Below are 19,877 nucleotides of genomic sequence, written 5' to 3'. Positions count from 1 at the left end.
TATCCTCTTCCCGATCGACTCTCTGGTGACGTTAACCCACAAGGAGAGTCACCCGTGAACGTAAATCCCTATCTTTTTTTCCAAGGACAGTGCGAGGAAGCACTGCGCTTCTACGCCGAGCTGCTGGGCGGCGAGATCCTGGCGTTGCTGCCGTACGGGCCAGAGGGCTGCCAGGACATGCCCGAGGCGAAGCAGGACTGGATCATGCACGGCTGTGTGAAACTGGACGGCACCGTGCTGATGGGCTCGGACAGCCCTCCGGACCGGTATCAGGCGCCCACCGGGTTGTCAGTATCGCTGGAGGTGAACGATCCGGGGCAGGCCGAGAAAATCTTCGAGGCGCTGTGCAGCGGCGGCAGTGTGACCATGCCCATGGAGGAGACGTTCTGGGCGTTGCGCTTCGGCATGGCCACGGATCGCTTTGGTATCCCCTGGATGGTGAATTGCCCCAACCCGGAGGCCGGCTGCCCGGAATAAAGGCGGCCGGTGGCCCTTGCTCAGTCCCGGCCCGCGCTCTCCTTCCAGCGCGCCATCAGCGTGTTGGAAGGCAGTGATTCGTCCAGCAGCTTACGGGCCGTCTCCACGCCGGCCACCGGCAGGCCTTCCGGGTCCAGCAGGCCGATCTGCACCAGCACACTGGCCTGGTCCCAATAGATGTGTTCGTGGCACAGCTTGTCACCACGGAAGCGCACCACGCCGAGCATGGGGATTTCCACTTTCCTGCCGGTGGCGGCCACGCCGGGCAGCAGCCAGTCGATTTCCCGGTCGTGGGTGAAGCTGAGCACGAACTCGTCGACGATCTGGCAGGCGCCGATGGTGCGGGAGATCGGTGTCAGCATCATGTCCTCGGGATTACCGTGGACGAAGTGGTGCTGGTAGAAGCGGCTCAGCTGTTGATAACCGACGCCGCCGGTCATGGTGGGAATGTGGTTCACATAGGGTTCGGACACCATGGTGGCCATGGTCGCCGGGACATCGCGCGCCTCGAATTCGTAGCGCACGTGCTCTTCCCACAGGGCGGACAAATCGTATTCGGGGCCGATCTCCCTTTTCAGGGCGGCGATGGTGCGTTCATGCGCCATCTGCGCGGAGGGTTTGTGATAGTGGTCGCCCTTGGGCCGGGCAAAGGCATGATCCACTCCCGGATAGACGAAGGTTTCCAGGCGTGACACGGTGCCGCCCAGGGTGGTGATGATGCGGTTGCGGGCCGCGTCGTCGCAGAAGCCGTCCAACTCAGCGAAATGCAGCACCAGCCGCCCCCGGATCGACCCGGCCTCTTGCAGATGGTTCTCGATACCGACTCCGTAGTAGCCGACGCTGCACGCCACATCGGTGCGGCAGGCGGTCAGATAGGCCAACTTGCCGCCCAGGCAATAGCCGACGAAGCCCAAACCGTCTCCGCTCACCTCCGGCCGTTGCCGCAGGGCATCCAGCGTGGCGGCGATGTCGTCGATGGCCAGATCCAGATCAATGGTCTGAAACAGTTCGAAAGCGCGACCGAAATCCTGTTCGGTGTAGCCCAGTTCGATACCGGGTTCGATGCGCCAGAACAAATCCGGAACCAGGGTGACATAGCCTTCCTCGGCGTAATACTCCGCCAGCTCGCGCATGGTGCCGTTGACACCGAAAATCTCCTGACCCAGCACCAGCCCGGGCCCCTTGCCCCCTTCCGGTACGGCCAGATAGGCGCGGAAATGGCCGCCGTCGCGGGCCTCGATATCAATGAACTGTCCCATGCTATGCTCCCTGTCGGACCGGCCTGTCCGGTCTTTCTGATGATGCCAAATGTACGCTACGAAATTCCGAATAGTATGAAACCGCAATCCACATAAGGAGAACAAGCCATGGGGTTCATCGATTCCCGCGCCAACATTCACGACAGTGCCTACGTCCACGAATCCGCTTACCTGTATGGCGACATCACCATCGCCGAAGGGGCATCGGTGTGGATCAACGCGGCGGCGCGGGCGGAAGCCTATGACATCCACATCGGCCGTTACAGCAACATTCAGGATTTCGTCATGATTCACATTGGCAGCGGCTGTGGTACTCGGGTGGGTGAGTACTGTTCCATTACCCACCATGTGACGCTGCATGGCTGCACCATTGGTGATAACTGCCTGATCGGCATCAACAGCACCATCATGGACGGTTGCGTGATTGGCGATAACTGCATCGTTGCCGGCCATACCTTCCTCAAGGAAGGCACCGTGATTCCCGATAACTCCATCGTCATGGGTTCCCCCGGCGAAGTGCGCCGCCAGCGCGACAACCGCATCGCCAACCGGGTCAACGCCCTGGCCTATCACCACAATGCCCGCGCCTATGCCAAGGGCGACCATCGCGCCTGGGAGGATATGGCGTTATTCCAGAGATTGGCCCGGGAAGTGGCGGAAGACGGGCGGTAACCGGAAATGAAGCTGGTGCTGTTGCCGGGCATGGATGGAACCGGTCTGCTTTTTCGTGACGTGCTGGCGCATCTGACCTGGTTGGAATGCGAGGTGATTCCGTTGCCGCACACCGGGCCGCAGGATATCGACAGCCTTGCCCGGCATGTCGCCACCCGGTTGCCCCAAAGCGACTATGTGGTGCTGGCGGAGTCCTTTTCCGGGAAGATCGCGGAAACCCTCCTGTTACGGGAGGATCCTAATCTCAAGGCGGTTATTTTCGTGGCGTCTTTTCTTTCCAGGCCTGGCCGGTTGCTTCCCGGGCTGGCGGCTGCCTTGCCGGTCAAGGCACTGCTGGCGTTGCCTGCTTCATCGTTGGCAATCCGGTGGTTCCTGATGGGACGGCAAGCGTCTGATGAAACGATTGCGCGGTTCAGGCAGGCGGTAATCTCGGTGCCGCAAAAGGTGCTTGGGCAAAGGCTCAGGCAGATAGCGGGTATGCGCTTTGAAAGGCGCCGGTTCACGTTGCCGGCGCTGTACCTTCGACCCCGGAATGATGTTCTGGTAAACAACGCGACGGCGCAGTTCAGGGAATCCTTTGCGAATCTGGACGTTGTCGAAATCGGCGGACCTCACTTTATTCTTCAGGCGAGGCCGGAGCGGTGCGCGGACATAATCGTGGAAGCCGTCAGGGAGTGGTTCCCAGCTTGCGGTTAGCGAGGAAAGAACAACATGAAGCGGGCGCCGCCGAGCGGTGAGTCGTCCAGGGTCAGCGTCGATGAGTAGCTGTCGAGAATGTCCTTGACCACCGCCAGGCCCAACCCTTGACCGGGATGGCGGGTGTCCAGTCGCTCGCCCCGTCGCAGGATGCGTTCGCGCTGATCCTCGGCGACGCCGGGGCCGTCGTCTTCCACCACCAGGAGGTCGCCGTCGCTGAGCCGCCGGGCGCTGACGCGCACTCGGCTGAGACAGAGGCGATAGCCGTTTTCCAGAAGATTGCCGAGGACTTCCAGCAAGGCGCCTTGCTCCAGGGGCAGAGTGAAGTGATCGGGAAGGGTCCGTTCCAAAGCGACCTGCTTGCCGTGGTGCACCTTGTCCAGCGCGGTTTCCAGGGTATCCAGTAATGGCGCCAGCGCCACCTGGTGACGAATCAGACCGCTGCGGCGCAGCGAGGCCCGCTGCAGTTGAAAACCGATCTGTTGATTCATGCGCTCGATCTGATTGCCCATGATTTCCACCTGCTCCCGGTTTTGCTGACGGGAGGACAGCGTTTCGCCCACCGCCTGGAGCAGGCTCAGCGGTGTTTTCAGGCCGTGCGCCAGATCCGCCAGGGAATCCCGATAGCGCTCCCGCTGCAGCCGTTCGCTGTCGAGCAAACGGTTCAGCGAGCGGGTCAAACGCAGCAACTCCCGGGGATGGTCCTCGCTGAGACGCTCCCGTTCGCCGTTTTCCACCTGGTCCAATTCCTTTTTCATGCCACGCAGAGTACGGAAACCCCAGGTCAGGCCCAGCCACAGCAACACCAGCAATACCAGCAGGCCGCCGCCGAGCCAGACGTAGAGCTGTTTGCGCAGGCCGGACAGCATGGCGTCGTAGTCCCGGGACGGTTGCACGGTGACGATGCTGTAAGCGGCGTCCTCGCCGCGCAGCAGATCGATTTCCATATCGTAGACGAACAGTTTGACGCCGTTGGCGTCGCGAACGCGGTGCAATTCGCGGTTCTTGTCGCCGTCGTAGCGGGGCAGATAATCGATGTTCAGATCGTGGGTGGAGGCGGAGCGCCAGAGCAGATGGCCATCGCGGTCGTAGATATAACCGAACAGTTTGTTATCGAGGAGGGTGAATTCCTCGTCGGGCAAATGATCGGGCATGTGCAAACGGCCATTTTCCACCCGGGCGGCGGAAATAAGGGTGCTGACGTCCGCGGCCAACCGCTGTTCGATGGTGTCTTCCAGTGCCAGGCTGAACGCCTGCTGCAGAGCCTGTTGCAGAGCGATGATGAACAGCACCGCCAGGGTGGCGGCGCCGAGCATCAATCGCAGGCGTAGCGACCGCCTCACCGGCAGCGCTCGATGAACAGGTAACCTTGGCCGCGCACCGTCTCGATCGGGCGGAAGTCTCCGGACTGGTCCAGCTTGCGGCGCAGGCGCCCGACCAGCACTTCGATCACATTGGGGTCACGGTCCTGATCGTCGGGGTATAACTGTTCCATCAGCCTGTCCTTGCTGACCACTTGTTGATGATGGCGCATCAGATACTCGAGGATACGGTATTCGTAAGCGGTCAGCGCCAGGCTGTGTTCGCCGACACGAGCCTGGCGCCGATTCAGATCCAGCACCAACGGGCCGGCCTCGATGGTCGATTGCACAAACCCGGAAGCGCGGCGCAACAATGCGTTCAGACGTGCTTCCAGTTCCTCGAACTGGAAGGGTTTGACCACGTAGTCGTCGGCGCCGGCGGCCAGCCCTTCCACCTTGTCCTGCCAGTTGCCGCGGGCGGTAAGAATCAGAATGGGGAAATTCCAGCCCTGATGGCGAATCTCGCGAATCAGGTCCAGACCACCCATGCCGGGCAATCCGAGATCGACGATGGCCAGGTCATGATGGTATTCCCTGGCCCGATACAGCGCCTCTTCGGCGTCGGCCACCGCATCCACCACGTGACCCTGCTCGCCCAGACGGCTGTACAGATGGTGGCGCAGTAACGCCTCGTCTTCCACCACCAGCAGTTTCATGGGGCCTCCGATAATGCCTCGCCGGCGCGGGGCCGGCGAGAGGGGGGGACTGGGCGGCACGGCAGCGAGCGGTGCCGCCCTTCAGGGGGCATTGCCCCGGTGTTCGATGTCGATCAGAACCGATAGTTTACGCCGACATAGAACTGTTCGCTGCTGTGCAGATCGGCACGACCGGCATTGCCCACGCCGCGTTCCTTCAATTGCACGTCGGCGCTGGTGCGCAGGTAGCGGTAGCCGCCTTCCAGCGCCACGTTGTAGCCGAGATTCTGAATGATACCGGCCTGCACACCGCCGGCCAGGCCCACGTCACGATCCCGGTGGAAACCACGGCTTTCCTGTTCCAGGCTGACCAGACCGGCGCTCACGCCGCCGAACAGCCGGGTGCCGTGGTCGCCCACTGGCAGCAGGGCGTCATAGCTGCCCAGCAGGTTCTGCTGACGCAGTTTGTACTGGTGCCGGGTATCGGAGGCATAGTCATAGGTGGCGTAGAAGCGGGCGTTATCTTCCACGGTGCCCAGACGCACGCCCCAGGTGCCGCTGTTCTTGATGGCGCCGTCCAGGTCAGGATCATTCAACTGCGCGTTCAGTGAGTGGGATTTCTGCATGTTGTTACTGGTTTCACCCCAGGTGACACCGCCGAAATGGTCGGCGGCCTGAGCCAGGCCGATAGCACCGATCAGTGTGCTGCCCAATACCAGTTTCCCGAATGTTTTCATGGCTTTGATCCTTTGTTGCTGACACTGTTTAACGATGAAGTCAGCATAAAGAGGTCATCCTGAACCGAGCCTGTCGCCTTCCTGAACGGGACTTGAACGGAAGGTAAAAAGTGAAACGGATTCCGTTCGCGCGAACCGGCTGGCAAGGCGATGGGAATCACGGAGACCGGATCTCCTGTGATGGAGGGAACAGCCATGAAGTTTATTTTCGAAGTGAGAATGAAGCCGGGCTATACGGTGGCGGAATACGCCGCGGCCTGGATCGAGGCCAGTGAAATTATCCAGCAGGCTCCCGGGGCCCGCGGCACCTACCTGCACCGCAAGATCGGTGAGCCGGACACCTTGCTGGCCATTGCCCACTGGGAATCCAAAGCCCACCGGGACGCCAAGGATGACCGCCGTAGCGAGATTGTGCGCGGTATCCTGGAAAAACACGCCCGTACCTGCGAGATCACCGTGATCGGTGAGTTCGAGGAGCCGGAGTGGCAGGTGCCGCCGCCCCGGCGGGATTAGAGCAGGAGCGGTTCAGCCCTGATTCAGCAGGGTATCGCCAAACTCATCACGGAGCTTGTTCTTAAGCACCTTGCCGGTGGCGTTACGAGGCAGTTGCTCCACGAACACCACCGCGTCGGGAAGTTGCCAGGAGGCCACTTTGCCTTCAAAGCCAGCGAGGATGTCCTGTTCCGAGGGGTTCTGGCCTTCCGCCTTGACCGCGATCAGCAAGGGGCGCTCATCCCATTTGGCGTGACGGGCGGCGATCACCGCGGCGTCGGCCAGTTCGTCCATGCCCATGGCCAGGTTTTCCAGCTCCACCGAACTGATCCACTCGCCGCCGGATTTGATCACGTCCTTGGAGCGGTCCTTGATGGTGAGAATACCGTTGCCATCGAGGGTGGCGATATCTCCGGTGGGGAACCAGCCGCCCTGATGCGGCGCCGGCGTGTCAACGTTGAAATAGGCGTCAATGACCCAGTGTCCCTGAGCGTACAGATTGCCCTGGGCCTCGCCGTCGTTGGGCAGGTCATTGCCGTCGTCGTCCATGATTTTCAACGCCACGCCGAACGGCGGCCGGCCCTGCTTGGCGCGCACCGCGGCCTGTTCGTCCGCCGACAGGCTCAGGTGCTTGTGCAGCAGAGTACTGACCGAGCCGATCGGGCTCATTTCGGTCATGCCCCAGGCGTGCAGGGTATCGACGTCGTAGTCGTCGCGGAACGTGGCGATCATCGAAGGCGGACAGGCGGAGCCGCCGATGACGGTGCGGTTCAGGCTGGGGACTTTCTCGCCGCTCTTCTTCAGCGCGCCGATCAGGCCCTGCCACAGAGTCGGTACACCGGCGGCCAGGGTCACCTGATGCTCGTTGATCAGGTTTTTCAGGCTGTCGCCGTCCAGGTTCGGCCCGGGTAGCACCAGTTTGGCGCCGACCATGGCGGCGGCGTAGGGGATCCCCCAGGCGTTCACATGGAACATCGGAACCACCGGCATGATGCAGTCCCGCCCGCTGAGCCCCAGGCTGTCGGGCATCACCACGGCGTAGGAATGCAGCACCGTGGAGCGGTGGGAATAGAGCGCGCCCTTGGGGTTGCCGGTGGTGCCGGAGGTGTAGCACAGGCTGGAAGCGGTGTTCTCATCGAACTCCGGCCAGCGGAAATCCTGCTCGCCCCGGGCCACCAGGTCGTCATAGCCGATGATGCCGGGAACCTGTTTCTCCGCTTCCTCGTCCACCGGTCCCATCAGCACGATATGCTTCAGATGATCCAGCTTGTCGCGGATGGCGGCGATCAGCGGCAGGAAGGTCTTGTCGATGAACAGGACCTTGTCCTCGGCGTGATTGAAGATATACACCAGCTGTTCAGGGAACAGCCTGGGATTGATGGTATGGCAGACCAGACCGGCGCCGGAGACACCAAAATACACTTCCAGGTGGCGATAGTTGTTCCAGGCCAGGGTGGCGGCCCGGTCGCAACGCTCCAATCCCAGTTGCAGCAGCGCGGAAGCCAGTTGACGTGAACGTTGTTCCACTTCGCCCCAGGTGGTGCGGTGCACGCCGCCGGTGGTCTCCACCGAGACGATCTCGGCGTCGCCATGGTAACGGGCGGCGTGGGTGATCTGGCTGCTGATCAGCAGCGGCTGTTGCATCATTTGGCCAAGCATTTTTGTTCTCCCGGAGCTGGCTTGTTGTTTTTACGGTTCATTGGTTCTTTGACGGTTCGTTGCGTCAGGGCGCAGGCATTTAGGCGCGATTCGGCCCGTTATTTGAATAAGCCGGGTTGACCTTTTGCCGTAATAGACAAAACCAGACAGTCGCCGCTTTACCTTAAGCATGGTTGAGGTCCTAGCCTTGGCCCTTCCATATCTTGATGCCTTATCAGACCAAGAGGAAGGAGAGGACGCAATGACCAATCGGGTGGATCTCAATGCCTATCTGGAGCGAATCGACTATCGCGGCCCGCGCACGGCGGGGCTGTCGCTGCTGGCGGAGCTGCAACGGCGGCATATCGCCACCATCCCCTTCGAGAATTTGTCGCCGTTTCTCGGCCTGGAGGTGGCGCTGTCCCCGCCGGGGCTGGAGCGCAAGCTGATCCATCAGCACCGTGGTGGCTATTGCTATGAGCACAACCTGCTGTTCAAGAACATCCTGGAACAGTTGGGATTCCAGGTCAGCGGCCTGGGGGCCCGGGTGCTGTGGGAGCAGCCCTACACGGCGCGGCCGGCGGTGTCCCATATGCTGCTGCGGGTCACCCTGGACGAGGTGGATTATCTGGTGGACACCGGATTCGGCGCCCTGACGCCCACCGCGCCTCTGCGCCTGGACCGTGTAGGACCGCAGGAGACTGCCCATGAGCCCTATCGCGTGCTGCACCTGAAGGATCATTTCCTGCTCGAGGCCTACGCGGGGAATGGCTGGAAAACACTGTATCGGTTCGATCTGCGTGAGCTGTGGCAGGCGGACTACGAAATGGCCAGTTGGTATCTGTCGCACCATCCGCGGTCCCACTTCGTCACCAACCTGGTGGCTTGCCGGGCGGATGCCGATGGCCGCCGGAACCTGAATAACCAGCGTCTGTCGATCTACCCGCCGGGAGGAGAGCGTCAGCGGCGGATGCTGAGCAGCGTGGCGGAAATGCTGGCGGTGCTGGAACAGGAAATCGGTCTGCGGCTCCCGGATCACCCGGCGTTGGAGCGGCGGGTGGCGGACTTGCTGGCGGCCGGGGCGGGCTGATGTCTCGCTGGCGACTATCCGTGCTTGAGGCCGTGGCGTCCGTTGGTTAGTGTTGCCGGTTTCCCCCAAAGGTCGCCCCGAGAGTAGAACGTTATGTGGATCAAGAATCTGACGGTGTTTAGCGCCAAGGACCCTTTTACCTGGCCGGTGTCGGAGCTGGAGGCCCAGCTGGAGAGCGCCCGTTGTCAGCCCTGCGGCAGCCAGGCTCCCAGTAGCGAGGGCTTTGTGCCGCCGTTGAAGGGCGAGGAGCGGATGGTGTTCGCGGTGGAAGGGTTCGTCTACTGCGTGCACCAGGAGATTACCCGCCTGTTACCCGGCCCGGTGATCAAGGAGGAGCTGGATGAGCGGGTGGAGCAGATCCAGGAGCGGGATGATCGGCGCGTGGGCCGTAAGGAGCGGGCGGAACTCAAGGAACAGATTACCTTTGAGCTGCTGCCGAGGGCGTTCACCCGCTCCCGCCGCACCGGCGTGTTGATCGATCTGGAGCGCGGCCGGATTCTGGTGGACAGTTCCTCCTCCACCCGTGCCGAGCAGGTGGTGTCGGCGCTGCGTGAGGCGCTGGGCTCGCTGCCGGTGACCCATGCCGGCGGTGAAAGCGCGCCGACCACTGCGTTCGCGGGCTGGTTGCGGGATCACCGGCAATTGCCGGAGGACTTCGGTCTTGGTGATCGCTGCGAGCTGAAGGATGTGAAAGGCGAGGGTGCCAGCGTGCGTTTCACCGCGGTGGATCTGGGCCGCGAGGAGATCCTGGCCCACCTGGACACCGACATGGTGCCGGTGCGGGTGAACCTGTCCTGGAATGACCAACTGGAGTTCGATCTGACCGACGGACTGGATCTGAAACGCATCAAGGCGCTGGATCAGTTCCAGGAGAATCTGGACGGCATGGAGGCGGACGATGCGGTGGCGGAGTTGATGGCACGCATCAGTTTGCAGGGTAATGCCTTGCGCAATTTGCTGGATGGCATCTACCAATACTTTCAGGTAAAAGCCGACGCGGCCTGATACGGCGCCCGCAATGGCCCGAGCGGACCTGTGCTTACCTGCGTTGGGTCACAACAATGGAACGCTTTGAACCAGGGCGACGACACCCATGCCGTCGTCCTCGGGGGGCTTCTTTTTGATAAGGGTGGGTGCCATGCAACGTATTGAGATTAACCGGAGCTTTCCGTTTCCGGTGGAGAAACTGTTCGACTTCCTCAGTGATCACGAAAACCTGGAACTGATTTTCGCGCCGGCCAGAATCCGGCGGATCAAGGACGGTGTGGATACCCCCAACGGCGTCGGTTCCGTGCGTCGTATGCGTATCCTGCTGGCGCCGCCGTTCGAGGAAACCGTGACCGAAGTGGTGCCCAATGAGCGGATCGCCTACCGCATCAGCAAGGGCAGCCCGCTGAAAAACCACCAGGGAGTGATGAGCTTCTCCGCGCAACCGGACGGTGGCAGCCAGCTGCACTACGTGATTACCTTCCAGGGCAAATTGCCGCTGGTGGGGCCGCTCGTAAAGGCCGGGCTGCAACGCGGCATCGAGCGCGGTCTGAGCCGGCTGCGGCTTTAATCAGGGTTGCAGCTGCCGTACCGGCCGCACCTCCACGCAACCCACCCGCGCCGCGGGAATCCGTGCCGCGAGCTGGATCGCTTGATTCAGGTCGCGGGCGTCGATCAGGTAGAACCCCGCCAGTTGCTCCTTGGTTTCAGCGAAGGGGCCGTCGGTCACCGAGGTGGTGCCTTGATGCATGCGCACGGTGACCGCGGTATTGACCGGTTCCAGGGCTTCGGCGGCCACCAACTGGCCGCTGGCCTCCACGGTCTCGCAGTACGCCTCGCATTCAGCGTCTTCCGGACTCTCCGGCAGGCCGTGCAGTTTTTCTTCCTCGCAGTAGACCAGGCACAGGTATTTCATCGATTGATCCTCAACAGGGGGTTATAACGAAGATGGGATGACAGAGGACAGCTCCGCCACCCGTTTTTCCAACAGGCGCCGTTCCGCCCCTTGGCGGCTCAGCGTCAGAGCCTCCTGGTAGACCCGCAGCGCTTCTTGATGGTGGCCCAGTCGCCGCAGCAGATCGGCGCGGGCGGCCCGGGCTGGCAGATAGCCGTCCAGTTGACCGTCGGCCAGCAGCTCGTCCACCAGTTTCAGGCCCGCTTCCCAACCGTCTCGCATGGCCACCGCCACCGCCCGGTTCAATTCGATCACCGGCGACGGGCTGGTGCGCAACAAAACATCGTAGAGGCCGACGATCTGCGGCCAGTCGGTCTGGTCGGCGCTGGCGGCTTCGCCGTGCACCGCGGCGATGGCGGCCTGCAATGTATAGGCACCGAATCGACCCTCGCCCAGGGCGCGCTCCACCAGGGCGGTGCCCTGTTGAATCAGGTCCTGATCCCACAACGAGCGGTCCTGGTCTTCCAGCAAGATCAGATCGCCCTGGTGATCCAGGCGGGCCGGGCGCCGGGCCTCGATCAACAGCATCAGCGCCAGCAGGCCGCGCGCTTCGGATTCGGGCAGCAACTCCACCAGCAAGGCGCCGAGACGGATGGCCTCACGGGACAGATCCGGGCGTGTCAGATTATCGCCGGAGGAGGCGAAATAGCCTTCGTTGAAGACCAGATAAACCACCTGCAGCACGGAGTCGAGCCGCTCGTTGAGTTCCTGACGTTCCGGTACCTGATAGGGAATGCCGGCCTGGCGGATCTTGTTCTTGGCGCGCACGATGCGTTGTGCCATGGTCGGCGTGGCCACCAGGTAGGCGCTGGCGATTTCCTCGGTGGTGAGATCGCACACCTCCCGCAGGGTCAGCGCCACCCGGGCGTCGGCGGGCAGGGCCGGGTGGCAGCAGGTGAAGATCAGCCGCAGACGGTCATCTTCCAGCTCTTCTTCCTCGCCGGGCGGCGGCACGTCCTTCTCCAGGCGCCGGGCGATCTCCTCCTGGGAGGCGTCGAAGCGGGCTCGCCGGCGCAGGGTGTCGATGGCCTTGAAGCGGCCGGTGGAGACCAGCCAGGCCCGGGGCTGCTCGGGAATACCGTCCCGTGGCCATTGCTCCATGGCGGCGATGAAGGCGTCCTGCAGAGCCTCCTCGGCCAGATCGAAATCGCCCAGCAGACGGATGAGCGTGGCCAGCACCCGGCGGGACTCCGCCTGGTACAGAGAGGCCACCTGACGTTGCAGCGCCGGTGAGGCGGGGCTGTCCATGCGTCGCTCCTGGGCTTGCCGGACCGGTTGGAAGGTTTTCATGCTAACAACAACCGCGGATCGCATCATGGGGTTTCCTCTGCTGTCGTGACCGGCCGCACTTCCACCGCGCCAAGCCGACAGGCGGGCAGATGGGCGGCCAGGGCCAGGGCTTCATCCAGATGGGCCGCTTCCAGCACCAGCCAGCCGGCCAGTTGCACCGGTCCTTCGGTGGCCGGCCCCGGTTCGATCTGTCGCCGTTCATTACGGTATCGCAGAGTGGTGGCGGTGAGGGTGGAGGCCACCGTGCCGCTGGCGTGCAGTCTTTGATGCTGGCGCAATTGCTGGCGTAACGCCCGGGCGCTGTCATGCAGCGCCCGCCGCTCATCCGCCGGCAGGCGTTCCAGAGCGTCTTCGTTCACGTAAATCAGACACAGGTACTTCATCGGCGCTCCCGTTTCCCGCCCGGCTGTCCTTGAGTAATCGTCCGGGGAAAGCAGAATTCGACAGCGATCAAACCACCAGTGGTGTCCCACAATCGCCGTGACGTTAAGTCCCAAGCCTGTCGCGGGCCTTGGAGACATAGATCCGAAGGCCGCTACAACGCCGCTGTGGGAGCTTGCCTGCAAGCGAATGGTGGGAGGCCGGAAGCCTATTCGCTTGCAGGCAAGCTCCCACAATGCTGTTGAGGCCCGGAAGGCCTCCGTACACACCACCGTTATTCCGCGATGAACCGTTCCCTTCGATGGTGACAGCGCGCGCCAGTGTGCTATTGTTGGCCTCTGTTATGTTTACGGTGTAAACAATAAAGCGAAAAGATAATTCCTGACGATAAAATCCAACGAGAGGATCTGGCCGTGATAGAAAAGACCATCGCCGAATGGCATAAGCTGGTGGAGGCTCGGGATGCCGCCGGGCTGGATGCGATTCTGGCCGACAATGTGGTGTTCCACTCGCCGGTGGTGCATACCCCCCAGGAAGGCAAGGCGATCACCTCCCTGTACCTGACCGCCGCCCTGCGTACCCTGAATAACGAGCACTTCCGTTATGAGCGAGAGATTCTTGACGGTAATAACGCGGTGCTGGAATTTTCCACCAATCTGGAAGGGATCCACATCAACGGCATCGACATGATCCACTGCGATGATCAGGGCCGTATCGATGACTTCAAGGTGATGGTCCGCCCGTTGAAGGCGGTGAACAAGATCCATCAGATGATGGCGGCGATGCTGGAGAAGCTGAAATAATAGGACGCCTACACGCAACACGCTTGCACGCGGACCCTCGATTTCTGGAAGGCCGTTCGTATTTTTGCGTGCTGGCGTGTCGCGTGTAAGCGTGCAGGCGCTAGTCGAACAGAATCACCTGCCGGATCGCTTCGCCATCGGCGAGGCGGTCGAAGCCTTCATTGATGTCTTCCAGTTTCAACCGATGGGTGAGCAGCTTGTCCACCGGCAGACGGCCGGCCAAGTATAGGGCCGCGTACTCGGGAATATCCAGGGCCGGCACATGGCCGCCCAAATAAGAGCCCAGCAGGCTGCGCTCTTCCGCCACCAGTTGCACCGGGCTCACCGCCATGCGAGTGCTGGGGTGCGGCAGGCCGGCGGTCACTGTTTTGCCGCCCTTGCCGGTGGCGGCGAAAGCGAACTCCAGCGCCGGGCCGACACCGGCGAACTCCGCGGCGATGTCCACGCCGCCGCCGCTGATCGCTTTGACCTGTTCCACCGCGTCCTCGTCTCTGGAATTCACCACATGAGTGGCGCCCAGGGATTTGGCCATGTCCAGTTTGTCCTGGGCGATGTCGGCGGCGATGATCTGACGGGCGCCGCCGGCCACCGCGCCTAGTACCGCCGACAGCCCGACACCGCCGAGGCCCACCACCAGCACGGACTGGCCGGCGCGCAAACCGGCGGTGTGCACCACCGCACCGACCCCGGTGAGCACGGCGCAGCCGAAGACGGCGGCGATATCGAATGGCAGGTCCTTGTTGACCTTCACCGCGGAGCGCCGTGAGGTCACCGCGTACTCGGCGAAGCCGGATACGCCCAGGTGGTGATTCACGGTGTGTTCGTTCTGGTGCAGGCGCAGGCCGCCGCCGAGCAGGGTGCCTTCGTTGTTGGCGGCGGCGCCCGGCGCGCACAGAGCGGCACGGCCATCAAGGCAGTAATCGCAGGTGCCGCAGCTGGGGACGAAGGAGAACACTACATGATCGCCGATTTCCAGATCGGTGACGCCATCACCCACTTCCATCACTTCGCCGGCGGCTTCGTGACCCAGTGCCATGGGCAGAGGGCGCGGACGGTTGCCGTCGATCACCGACAGATCCGAGTGGCACAGGCCGGCGGCGCGTACCCGCACCAGAATCTCGCCGTGTCCGGGGGCATCCAGTTCCAGCTCTTCGATCTTCAGCGGCTGGGATGTTTTGTAGGGGCGCTGGGCGCCCATTTCGCGCAATACCGCGGCACGTGTTTTCATCGCTCTCCCCTTACTCTTCCGGAGCCTTTTGCTCCAGATCCTTCGTGAAGGTCTGATCATTTTCACCAGTGAAGAACTGGCGGCCGTAAATCAAAAAACACAGGGCCACGCCAACGGCGAAAGCCCAGGTGGCGCCCTGGGTGGCAAGGACCGCGGCGGTGACGCCGGCGATACCCAGGTCCCGCTGACTGCGGGCTTCCAGAATGCCAATGCGCACGCTGACGTAGCCCTGGATCAGCAGGGTCAGCGCCAGCGCCACGCCGAGAATCGGTTCCACCAGGCTGACGATGGGCATCAGCAGAAGGCCGGTGTTGGTGCCCCAACGGAACGAGCCGGCGCCGCCGAAAATGGAGTCCATGGCCTTGCGGCCTTCCTTGAAACGCTCGGTAATGACCACGTGCATGGCCGCCCACAGCGGGCCGCACATGGCCACATCGGGGCCGATGATGCTCATGGTGGCATTGCGGCCGCCAAAAATCATATGCGCCCGGTCGGGATCGTAGTCGATCTTCTCGTCCTTGCGGGCTTCGTCCGCCTCGGTGAGCAGCGCCTTGCCCTGCAGCACATCGCCGAACAGCACGATATAAGCCGCCAGCATGGTCGGGATCGCCTGCAGGAACATACCCGCCGAGGGCAGTCCCAGGCCGAACACGGTGTACTCATTCCAGAGCGTGGCGAAATCCGGTTTGGTGAAGCCCCACTCGATGGTGGGCCAGGGCGCTTCAGCAAAGATCGGCGCCACCACGATGGCCAGGGCGATGATCGGGAAAATACCCAATTTGCCGAGCGTGGCCCAGAACGCATTGCGCTTCTTCAGGACATTGAAGTGGCGGGAAAAGATCAAATAGAAGGCGATGCCAATGGCAATGGAAATGGTCCAGGGGAAGCTTTCAAAGCGGCCGCCGACCTTGAACACGGTGATCACCGCGGCGATGCCGGCGCCCATGATGATGCCGGCCTTGATGGCCGGCGGCACCACGTTGACCACCTTGCGAGACAAGCCGGTGAGGCCCAGGAAAATACAAAAGCCACCCAGTAACAGCTGGAAAGCGATCAGCGCATGCACACGCTCCGGGCCTTCCGGGAAGCCGCTGCAGTAGGCCATCAGCAACGGGATCGCCGGAGTGATCCAGCCCGGCACCACGGGGTCGCCCAGCAGGTGGTGAGTCAGATACAGAATGCCATTGAGCAATACCACGGCGAGGGCCGCCTCGAAGGGCATGCCCAGTAGCTCGGTCATCAGCGGAATGGCCGCCAGGTCCACCGCGCACATCAACAGCCCTTGCAGATAATCGGGCCACTCAAAACGATAGTGGATAAAAGGCAGACGCAGCTTAAATGGGCCGAGAGGCCAATAGAGAGTTTCGCCGTCCGGGCGTCGGTAGTCACGCATAGTGAGGGCCGTACCTACTGGTGGGAATGACAGGGGTCAGTTTAGGCCGCAGCCCTCCCGGGTCAAGCGCCGTTGCCCAGCGTGGTCACCAGATAGCGAGCCAGCATGGCGACGCAGATCACCACGATCAAGGGCCGGATCAGTCGGGCGCCGCCGCCGATCACGGCGTGAGCGCCGAGGCGCGCGCCGAGCAATTGGCCGGCCACCATCACCGCGCCGGTGGCCCAGAGCACCTTGCCGCCGGCGATGAACAGGGCGAGCGAGGCGATGTTGCTGGCGAAGTTGAGCGCCTTGGCGCGGGCGGTGGCGGTAATCAGGTCGCGGCCGCGCAGTGCCACTTCCACCAGGGCGAAAAAGGAACCGGTGCCGGGGCCGAAGAAGCCGTCATAAAAGCCGATGCCTGGCACCAGGGTGCGTTCGTAGGTCTTGTCGCTGATCCGGGGCGCCCGTTCCACCTGGCCGGCGCCCTTTGAGAACAGGAAATAAAGGGCGATGACCACCAACACCACCGGAACCAGAATCTCCAGAACGTCGGTGTGCATGACCTGCACCAGGACAGTGCCGAGGGCACTGCCGATCAGGGAGGCAAGGAATGCCCGGCGCACGTCGGCAATGCGGAAGCGCCGTCGGCGCCATAACGTGAACGCGGCCATGCCGGAGCCGAAAGTGCCCTGCAGCTTATTGGTGGCCAGTGCCTGCACGGGCGACAGGCCGGCCAGCATCAAGGCGGGTAAGGTCAGCAAGCCGCCGCCGCCGGCCAGGGTGTCGATGAAACCGGCGAGCAGCGACACCGCCGCCAATATCAGCAATATGGAGAGGTCTAATTCCACGATGTCCCTTCCTGGCGAGGGCCTACTTTACCCCGGCCGATGGGGGGCTGGCGATGGCCGTCACTATGTTGCAGCATGATCTGCGTTACCATCGCGGAAAGGGAAAGGATGGAGCGGCGTCGCCGGGGCCTCCGGCGTGGACGATTGAGGGCATTATTGATGGTGGTGTCGGGACAAGGAAGGCTGGAGGGCTGGCTCACGGCGCTGCTGGCGTTGTGGTTGCTGACGCTGAACGGATGCCAGCTGTTACCGCGGGAGCCGCTGCCCGAGCCGGGCGTGGCCGGCGATGCCGGGCGGGATCAGCCTGGTACCCTGCATTTCCAGATTTCGCCCGGGCATACCGGATCCTATTACGGCTGGCAGGTGGAAGTGGCCGCCGCCGAGCATAACAAGGGCTTCATCTCATTCACCTCCCGGCCAATGGAAGCGGGCCAGCGCCTGGACGCGCACCTCTGGGCGGATCGATATCAGGTGCGGGTGTTGCATTTGGGGCGGGTGCGGTTTCAGGAATGGGTGCCGGTGTCCGCCGGTGGCGATACGCTGATCTCGGTGAAACTGAGCTTTCTGCGGAGCACCGTTACGCCCCATGTGGGCGCGGAAGCTCGCGGGCGCCTGTATGGCAAGCCTTCCCGGATACGCGACCTTTCCAGCAACTACCAGCCGTTTACCGTGCATGCCGGTGACGGTCTGCGGGTGATTTTCGATGGGCCCCAATACCGTGGCGAACTGGCTGGCCCGGGGCGGCTCGAGTTCATCCAGAATGGCGCCACGCTGGCCACCATGGAGCAGGCGCGCATCGCCGCCAATGAGATCATCGGCGAGTTGCGCTTCAAGGACGAGCGTAAAGTGGATCAGGCGCTGAACGGCGCTTTCTCTTTTCCCGATGGTACCGTTTCCGAATGGTCCGACGGGCGCCGCTTCGAAGGGGCTTACCGGGGGCTGCAGCCGGATCAGGGCAAATTGCAATTGCCCGACGGCGATCTCTGGTACGGCTCGGTGGAGTTGTTGATGCCGAGGGGGCCGGGTGTGCTCAAGCGTCGCGATGGCAGCTGGCTGGAATTACCGGCGGGCAGTGATTTGCTTACCCTTACCGGAACCGTGCCTTGTGGACGGAGCAGTGGTGGCAGCCGACAATGCCATTACCTGGACGGCCAGCGTCTGTCCTCGGAAGCGGATTTGAAACGGCGTCTGGCCAGTCGCCAGACCTCTTCCTCCGGCCCCGCCGCCGGTTGCCAACTGGCCCAGGGCCATTTCAGCCGTGGCCTCGGCCGCAGCCGGTTGTTGCTGGGGCCCGGTGGCGAAGGGGAGTTTGAGCAGTACTCCGGCAGCCGCCGGTTCCGTTTTTATTCCGCGTTCGAATACCAGGCGCAGCCCGAGCGGTTGGATGTGAAGTACGGTGAGGGCAGTTACATCCACGTGGAGAGCGGACAAGTCCTGCACCGTACCGGTATCAGTGAGGTGGCCTTGCCGTGCCGTTTCGACGGCCACACCCTGTGGCTGGAAGGAAAGCCCTACCAGCGTGATTGACGCGTAAGCGCGATTGGGAAGTCCCTGAATAAGTATGACGATGTTTCAGTTCCAGAGACGTCGTCATACTTATTCAGAGACCAGGTGGGTGCCATCATGCGTTGGCGAGGAAGACGGCAAAGCAGCAATGTGGAGGATCGCCGGGGCCAGCCGCTCAGCGCCGGCAGTGGCGGTGGGGGCGCGGCTCTGTTGCTGCTCCGGGTGGTGCCCTGGCTGTTGCGCAGCAAGACCGGCCGGGTGCTGCTTCTGGTGGGCGCCGTGGGGTATGTCGGAGCCCGTTTGCTGGGAATCGACGTGCTGTCGATGGGGCAGGGAAACATGACAGCGGAGCGGGGGCAGCCGTTGTCCGCCGAACAGCAGGAACTGGCGGAATTTTCCGCCGTGGTGCTGGCGGAAACGGAAGACACCTGGCGGCGTATCTTTGCCGGTATGGGGAAACAATACCGTGAACCGACCCTGGTGTTGTTCAGCAATGGCGTGCGTTCCGCCTGCGGCACCGCCAGTTCGGCGGTCGGCCCTTTCTATTGCCCCGGCGACCAGCAGCTTTATCTGGATCTGACCTTCTTTAACGAGCTGCGCCGGCGCCATGGCGCGCCCGGCGATTTCGCCCAGGCCTATGTGATCGCTCACGAGGTGGGCCATCATGTACAGACCCTGCTGGGCATCAGCCAGCGGGTGCGCCAGGCCCAGTCCGGCCTTTCCCAAGCCGACGCCAATGCCCTGTCGGTGCGGCAGGAATTACAGGCGGATTGCTTTGCCGGGGTGTGGGGACATGAAGCCGGACAAAAGCAACTGCTGGAGGAAGGGGACCTGGAAGAAGCCCTGACCGCCGCCAACGCCATCGGTGACGATACTTTGCAGAAGCAGGCGGGGCGCGCCGCGGTGCCGGACAGCTTCACCCATGGCAGCTCGGCCCAGCGAATGAAATGGTTCCGGCGCGGATGCGACAGTGGTGATATCAGCGCCTGCGATACGTTCGCGGGTTGAAGCAAAAGGGTTCATTGCGGAATGACGGCAATGCGTGTCTCCATCGGGGGTACGGGTCTGCCCGGAGGCCTTCCGGGATCGCCGTGAATACGTCCATGTAGGCTCCCGGTTTGACGTCCCTGTCAAACAGGGTCCCGGAAGGCCTCCGTGCAGACCCGCTTCGAGTGAACCGCCGTGTTTCGGACTCCAACAACGACGAACCTTTCTGGAAAGGGAGGAGAATGCCCTCCATCCCGGCGTGGTGGTTTCGTCCCGGTCGAAAGGACACCCTCACTTGCCGATCGCCTCGAAGCGGAGCCGCGTTACGTCTTTGCGGGACCCTGCTTTACGGGGTTCCGCAAAGGCGCAACGCGGCTCCGCTGTCCCTGATGGAGGGCAATTCCTGTTCCCGCCAAACCGCGATGAACCAAAAAAAGGTTCATCGCGGAATGACGGGAAT

Annotated in this window: 21 protein-coding genes; 10 read left to right on the top strand and 11 right to left on the bottom strand. The window is 62.5% G+C overall.

The genetic code is table 11. From position 1 onward, the window contains the following. Nucleotides 1-54: 54 nt before the first annotated feature. Nucleotides 55-477 (top strand): VOC family protein, encoded by a 423-nt coding sequence (locus MA04_RS12125; RefSeq protein WP_262460692.1) that lies wholly within the window; start codon nt 55-57, stop codon nt 475-477. A gap of 20 nt (nt 478-497) precedes the next feature. Here MA04_RS12125 and MA04_RS12120 read toward each other — a convergent pair whose 3' ends face one another. Then, nucleotides 498-1,736, bottom strand: a complete 1,239-nt coding sequence (locus MA04_RS12120) for a dienelactone hydrolase family protein (protein ID WP_262460691.1) — start codon at nt 1,734-1,736, stop codon at nt 498-500. Between the two features lie 108 nt (nt 1,737-1,844). Here MA04_RS12120 and MA04_RS12115 point away from each other — a divergent pair, with 108 nt between their 5' ends. Both MA04_RS12115 and MA04_RS12110 read left to right on the top strand, forming a co-directional pair. Beyond that, on the top strand, nt 1,845-2,408 hold the full coding sequence (locus tag MA04_RS12115) for a gamma carbonic anhydrase family protein (protein WP_163127081.1): 564 nt from the start codon (nt 1,845-1,847) through the stop codon (nt 2,406-2,408). 6 nt (nt 2,409-2,414) lie between these two features. Continuing rightward, entirely contained in the window at nt 2,415-3,104 is a 690-nt protein-coding gene (locus tag MA04_RS12110) for an alpha/beta fold hydrolase (RefSeq protein WP_262460689.1), read from the top strand. On the opposite strand, the gene MA04_RS12105 is transcribed toward MA04_RS12110, so the two are convergent. The 3 genes from MA04_RS12105 to MA04_RS12095 all read right to left on the bottom strand — a co-directional run bounded on the left by MA04_RS12105 (nt 3,101) and on the right by MA04_RS12095 (nt 5,837). Beyond that, nucleotides 3,101-4,447, bottom strand: coding sequence for an ATP-binding protein (locus MA04_RS12105; RefSeq protein ID WP_205475458.1), 1,347 nt, complete (start codon nt 4,445-4,447; stop codon nt 3,101-3,103). The genes MA04_RS12110 and MA04_RS12105 overlap by 4 nt on opposite strands. Then, a complete protein-coding gene (locus MA04_RS12100; RefSeq protein WP_022996921.1) occupies nt 4,444-5,121 on the bottom strand; it encodes a response regulator in 678 nt (225 codons plus the stop codon). Before MA04_RS12100 ends, MA04_RS12105 begins: the two co-directional genes overlap by 4 nt. Nucleotides 5,122-5,234: 113 nt before the next feature. After that, nucleotides 5,235-5,837, bottom strand: coding sequence for an outer membrane beta-barrel protein (locus MA04_RS12095; protein WP_163127083.1), 603 nt, complete (start codon nt 5,835-5,837; stop codon nt 5,235-5,237). Nucleotides 5,838-6,032: 195 nt separating this feature from the next. Here MA04_RS12095 and MA04_RS12090 point away from each other — a divergent pair, with 195 nt between their 5' ends. After that, the gene (locus MA04_RS12090) at nt 6,033-6,350 is read left to right on the top strand and encodes an antibiotic biosynthesis monooxygenase family protein (RefSeq protein ID WP_163127084.1); all 318 of its coding nucleotides are present in this window, start codon (nt 6,033-6,035) and stop codon (nt 6,348-6,350) included. A 12-nt stretch (nt 6,351-6,362) separates the two neighbouring features. Here the strand turns inward: MA04_RS12090 and MA04_RS12085 are convergent, their stop codons facing one another. Continuing rightward, entirely contained in the window at nt 6,363-7,988 is a 1,626-nt protein-coding gene (locus tag MA04_RS12085; RefSeq protein ID WP_262460685.1) for a long-chain-fatty-acid--CoA ligase, read from the bottom strand. Between the two features lie 241 nt (nt 7,989-8,229). On the opposite strand from MA04_RS12085, the gene MA04_RS12080 reads away from it, so the two are divergent. The 3 genes from MA04_RS12080 to MA04_RS12070 all read left to right on the top strand — a co-directional run bounded on the left by MA04_RS12080 (nt 8,230) and on the right by MA04_RS12070 (nt 10,615). Beyond that, nucleotides 8,230-9,057 (top strand): arylamine N-acetyltransferase family protein, encoded by an 828-nt coding sequence (locus tag MA04_RS12080; RefSeq protein ID WP_262460683.1) that lies wholly within the window; start codon nt 8,230-8,232, stop codon nt 9,055-9,057. Between the two features lie 93 nt (nt 9,058-9,150). Further along, nucleotides 9,151-10,062, top strand: a complete 912-nt coding sequence (locus MA04_RS12075) for a recombination-associated protein RdgC (RefSeq protein WP_163127087.1) — start codon at nt 9,151-9,153, stop codon at nt 10,060-10,062. Between the two features lie 133 nt (nt 10,063-10,195). Further along, a complete protein-coding gene (locus tag MA04_RS12070) occupies nt 10,196-10,615 on the top strand; it encodes an SRPBCC family protein (protein WP_080530307.1) in 420 nt (139 codons plus the stop codon). On the opposite strand, the gene MA04_RS12065 is transcribed toward MA04_RS12070, so the two are convergent. The 3 genes from MA04_RS12065 to MA04_RS12055 all read right to left on the bottom strand — a co-directional run bounded on the left by MA04_RS12065 (nt 10,616) and on the right by MA04_RS12055 (nt 12,672). Beyond that, nucleotides 10,616-10,960 (bottom strand): YciI family protein, encoded by a 345-nt coding sequence (locus MA04_RS12065; RefSeq protein WP_022996914.1) that lies wholly within the window; start codon nt 10,958-10,960, stop codon nt 10,616-10,618. Nucleotides 10,961-10,981: 21 nt separating this feature from the next. After that, nucleotides 10,982-12,247 carry an RNA polymerase sigma factor gene (locus MA04_RS12060; RefSeq protein WP_262460681.1) on the bottom strand — a complete coding sequence of 422 codons (1,266 nt, stop codon included), beginning with the start codon at nt 12,245-12,247 and terminating at the stop codon, nt 10,982-10,984. 65 nt (nt 12,248-12,312) lie between these two features. Then, entirely contained in the window at nt 12,313-12,672 is a 360-nt protein-coding gene (locus MA04_RS12055; RefSeq protein ID WP_022996912.1) for a YciI family protein, read from the bottom strand. A gap of 411 nt (nt 12,673-13,083) precedes the next feature. Here MA04_RS12055 and MA04_RS12050 point away from each other — a divergent pair, with 411 nt between their 5' ends. Further along, the gene (locus MA04_RS12050) at nt 13,084-13,473 is read left to right on the top strand and encodes a nuclear transport factor 2 family protein (protein ID WP_014992799.1); all 390 of its coding nucleotides are present in this window, start codon (nt 13,084-13,086) and stop codon (nt 13,471-13,473) included. A 100-nt stretch (nt 13,474-13,573) separates the two neighbouring features. Here MA04_RS12050 and MA04_RS12045 read toward each other — a convergent pair whose 3' ends face one another. The 3 genes from MA04_RS12045 to MA04_RS12035 form a co-directional block, all read right to left on the bottom strand. Continuing rightward, nucleotides 13,574-14,701, bottom strand: coding sequence for a zinc-dependent alcohol dehydrogenase family protein (locus MA04_RS12045; protein WP_262460678.1), 1,128 nt, complete (start codon nt 14,699-14,701; stop codon nt 13,574-13,576). 10 nt (nt 14,702-14,711) lie between these two features. After that, nucleotides 14,712-16,094 carry a DUF3360 domain-containing protein gene (locus MA04_RS12040; RefSeq protein ID WP_262460676.1) on the bottom strand — a complete coding sequence of 461 codons (1,383 nt, stop codon included), beginning with the start codon at nt 16,092-16,094 and terminating at the stop codon, nt 14,712-14,714. Nucleotides 16,095-16,156: 62 nt separating this feature from the next. Next, on the bottom strand, nt 16,157-16,924 hold the full coding sequence (locus tag MA04_RS12035; RefSeq protein ID WP_163127092.1) for a TSUP family transporter: 768 nt from the start codon (nt 16,922-16,924) through the stop codon (nt 16,157-16,159). A 108-nt stretch (nt 16,925-17,032) separates the two neighbouring features. Here MA04_RS12035 and MA04_RS12030 point away from each other — a divergent pair, with 108 nt between their 5' ends. Both MA04_RS12030 and ypfJ read left to right on the top strand, forming a co-directional pair. Then, a complete protein-coding gene (locus MA04_RS12030) occupies nt 17,033-18,451 on the top strand; it encodes a hypothetical protein (protein ID WP_262460673.1) in 1,419 nt (472 codons plus the stop codon). A 96-nt stretch (nt 18,452-18,547) separates the two neighbouring features. After that, a complete protein-coding gene (gene ypfJ / locus MA04_RS12025; protein WP_262460672.1) occupies nt 18,548-19,438 on the top strand; it encodes a KPN_02809 family neutral zinc metallopeptidase in 891 nt (296 codons plus the stop codon). The last annotated feature ends 439 nt before the right edge of the window (nt 19,439-19,877 follow it).

It is taken from the genome of Alloalcanivorax balearicus MACL04, assembly GCF_025532145.1.
Lineage (GTDB): Bacteria > Pseudomonadota > Gammaproteobacteria > Pseudomonadales > Alcanivoracaceae > Alloalcanivorax > Alloalcanivorax balearicus.
This window is presented reverse-complemented; position numbering and strand designations above follow the sequence as displayed.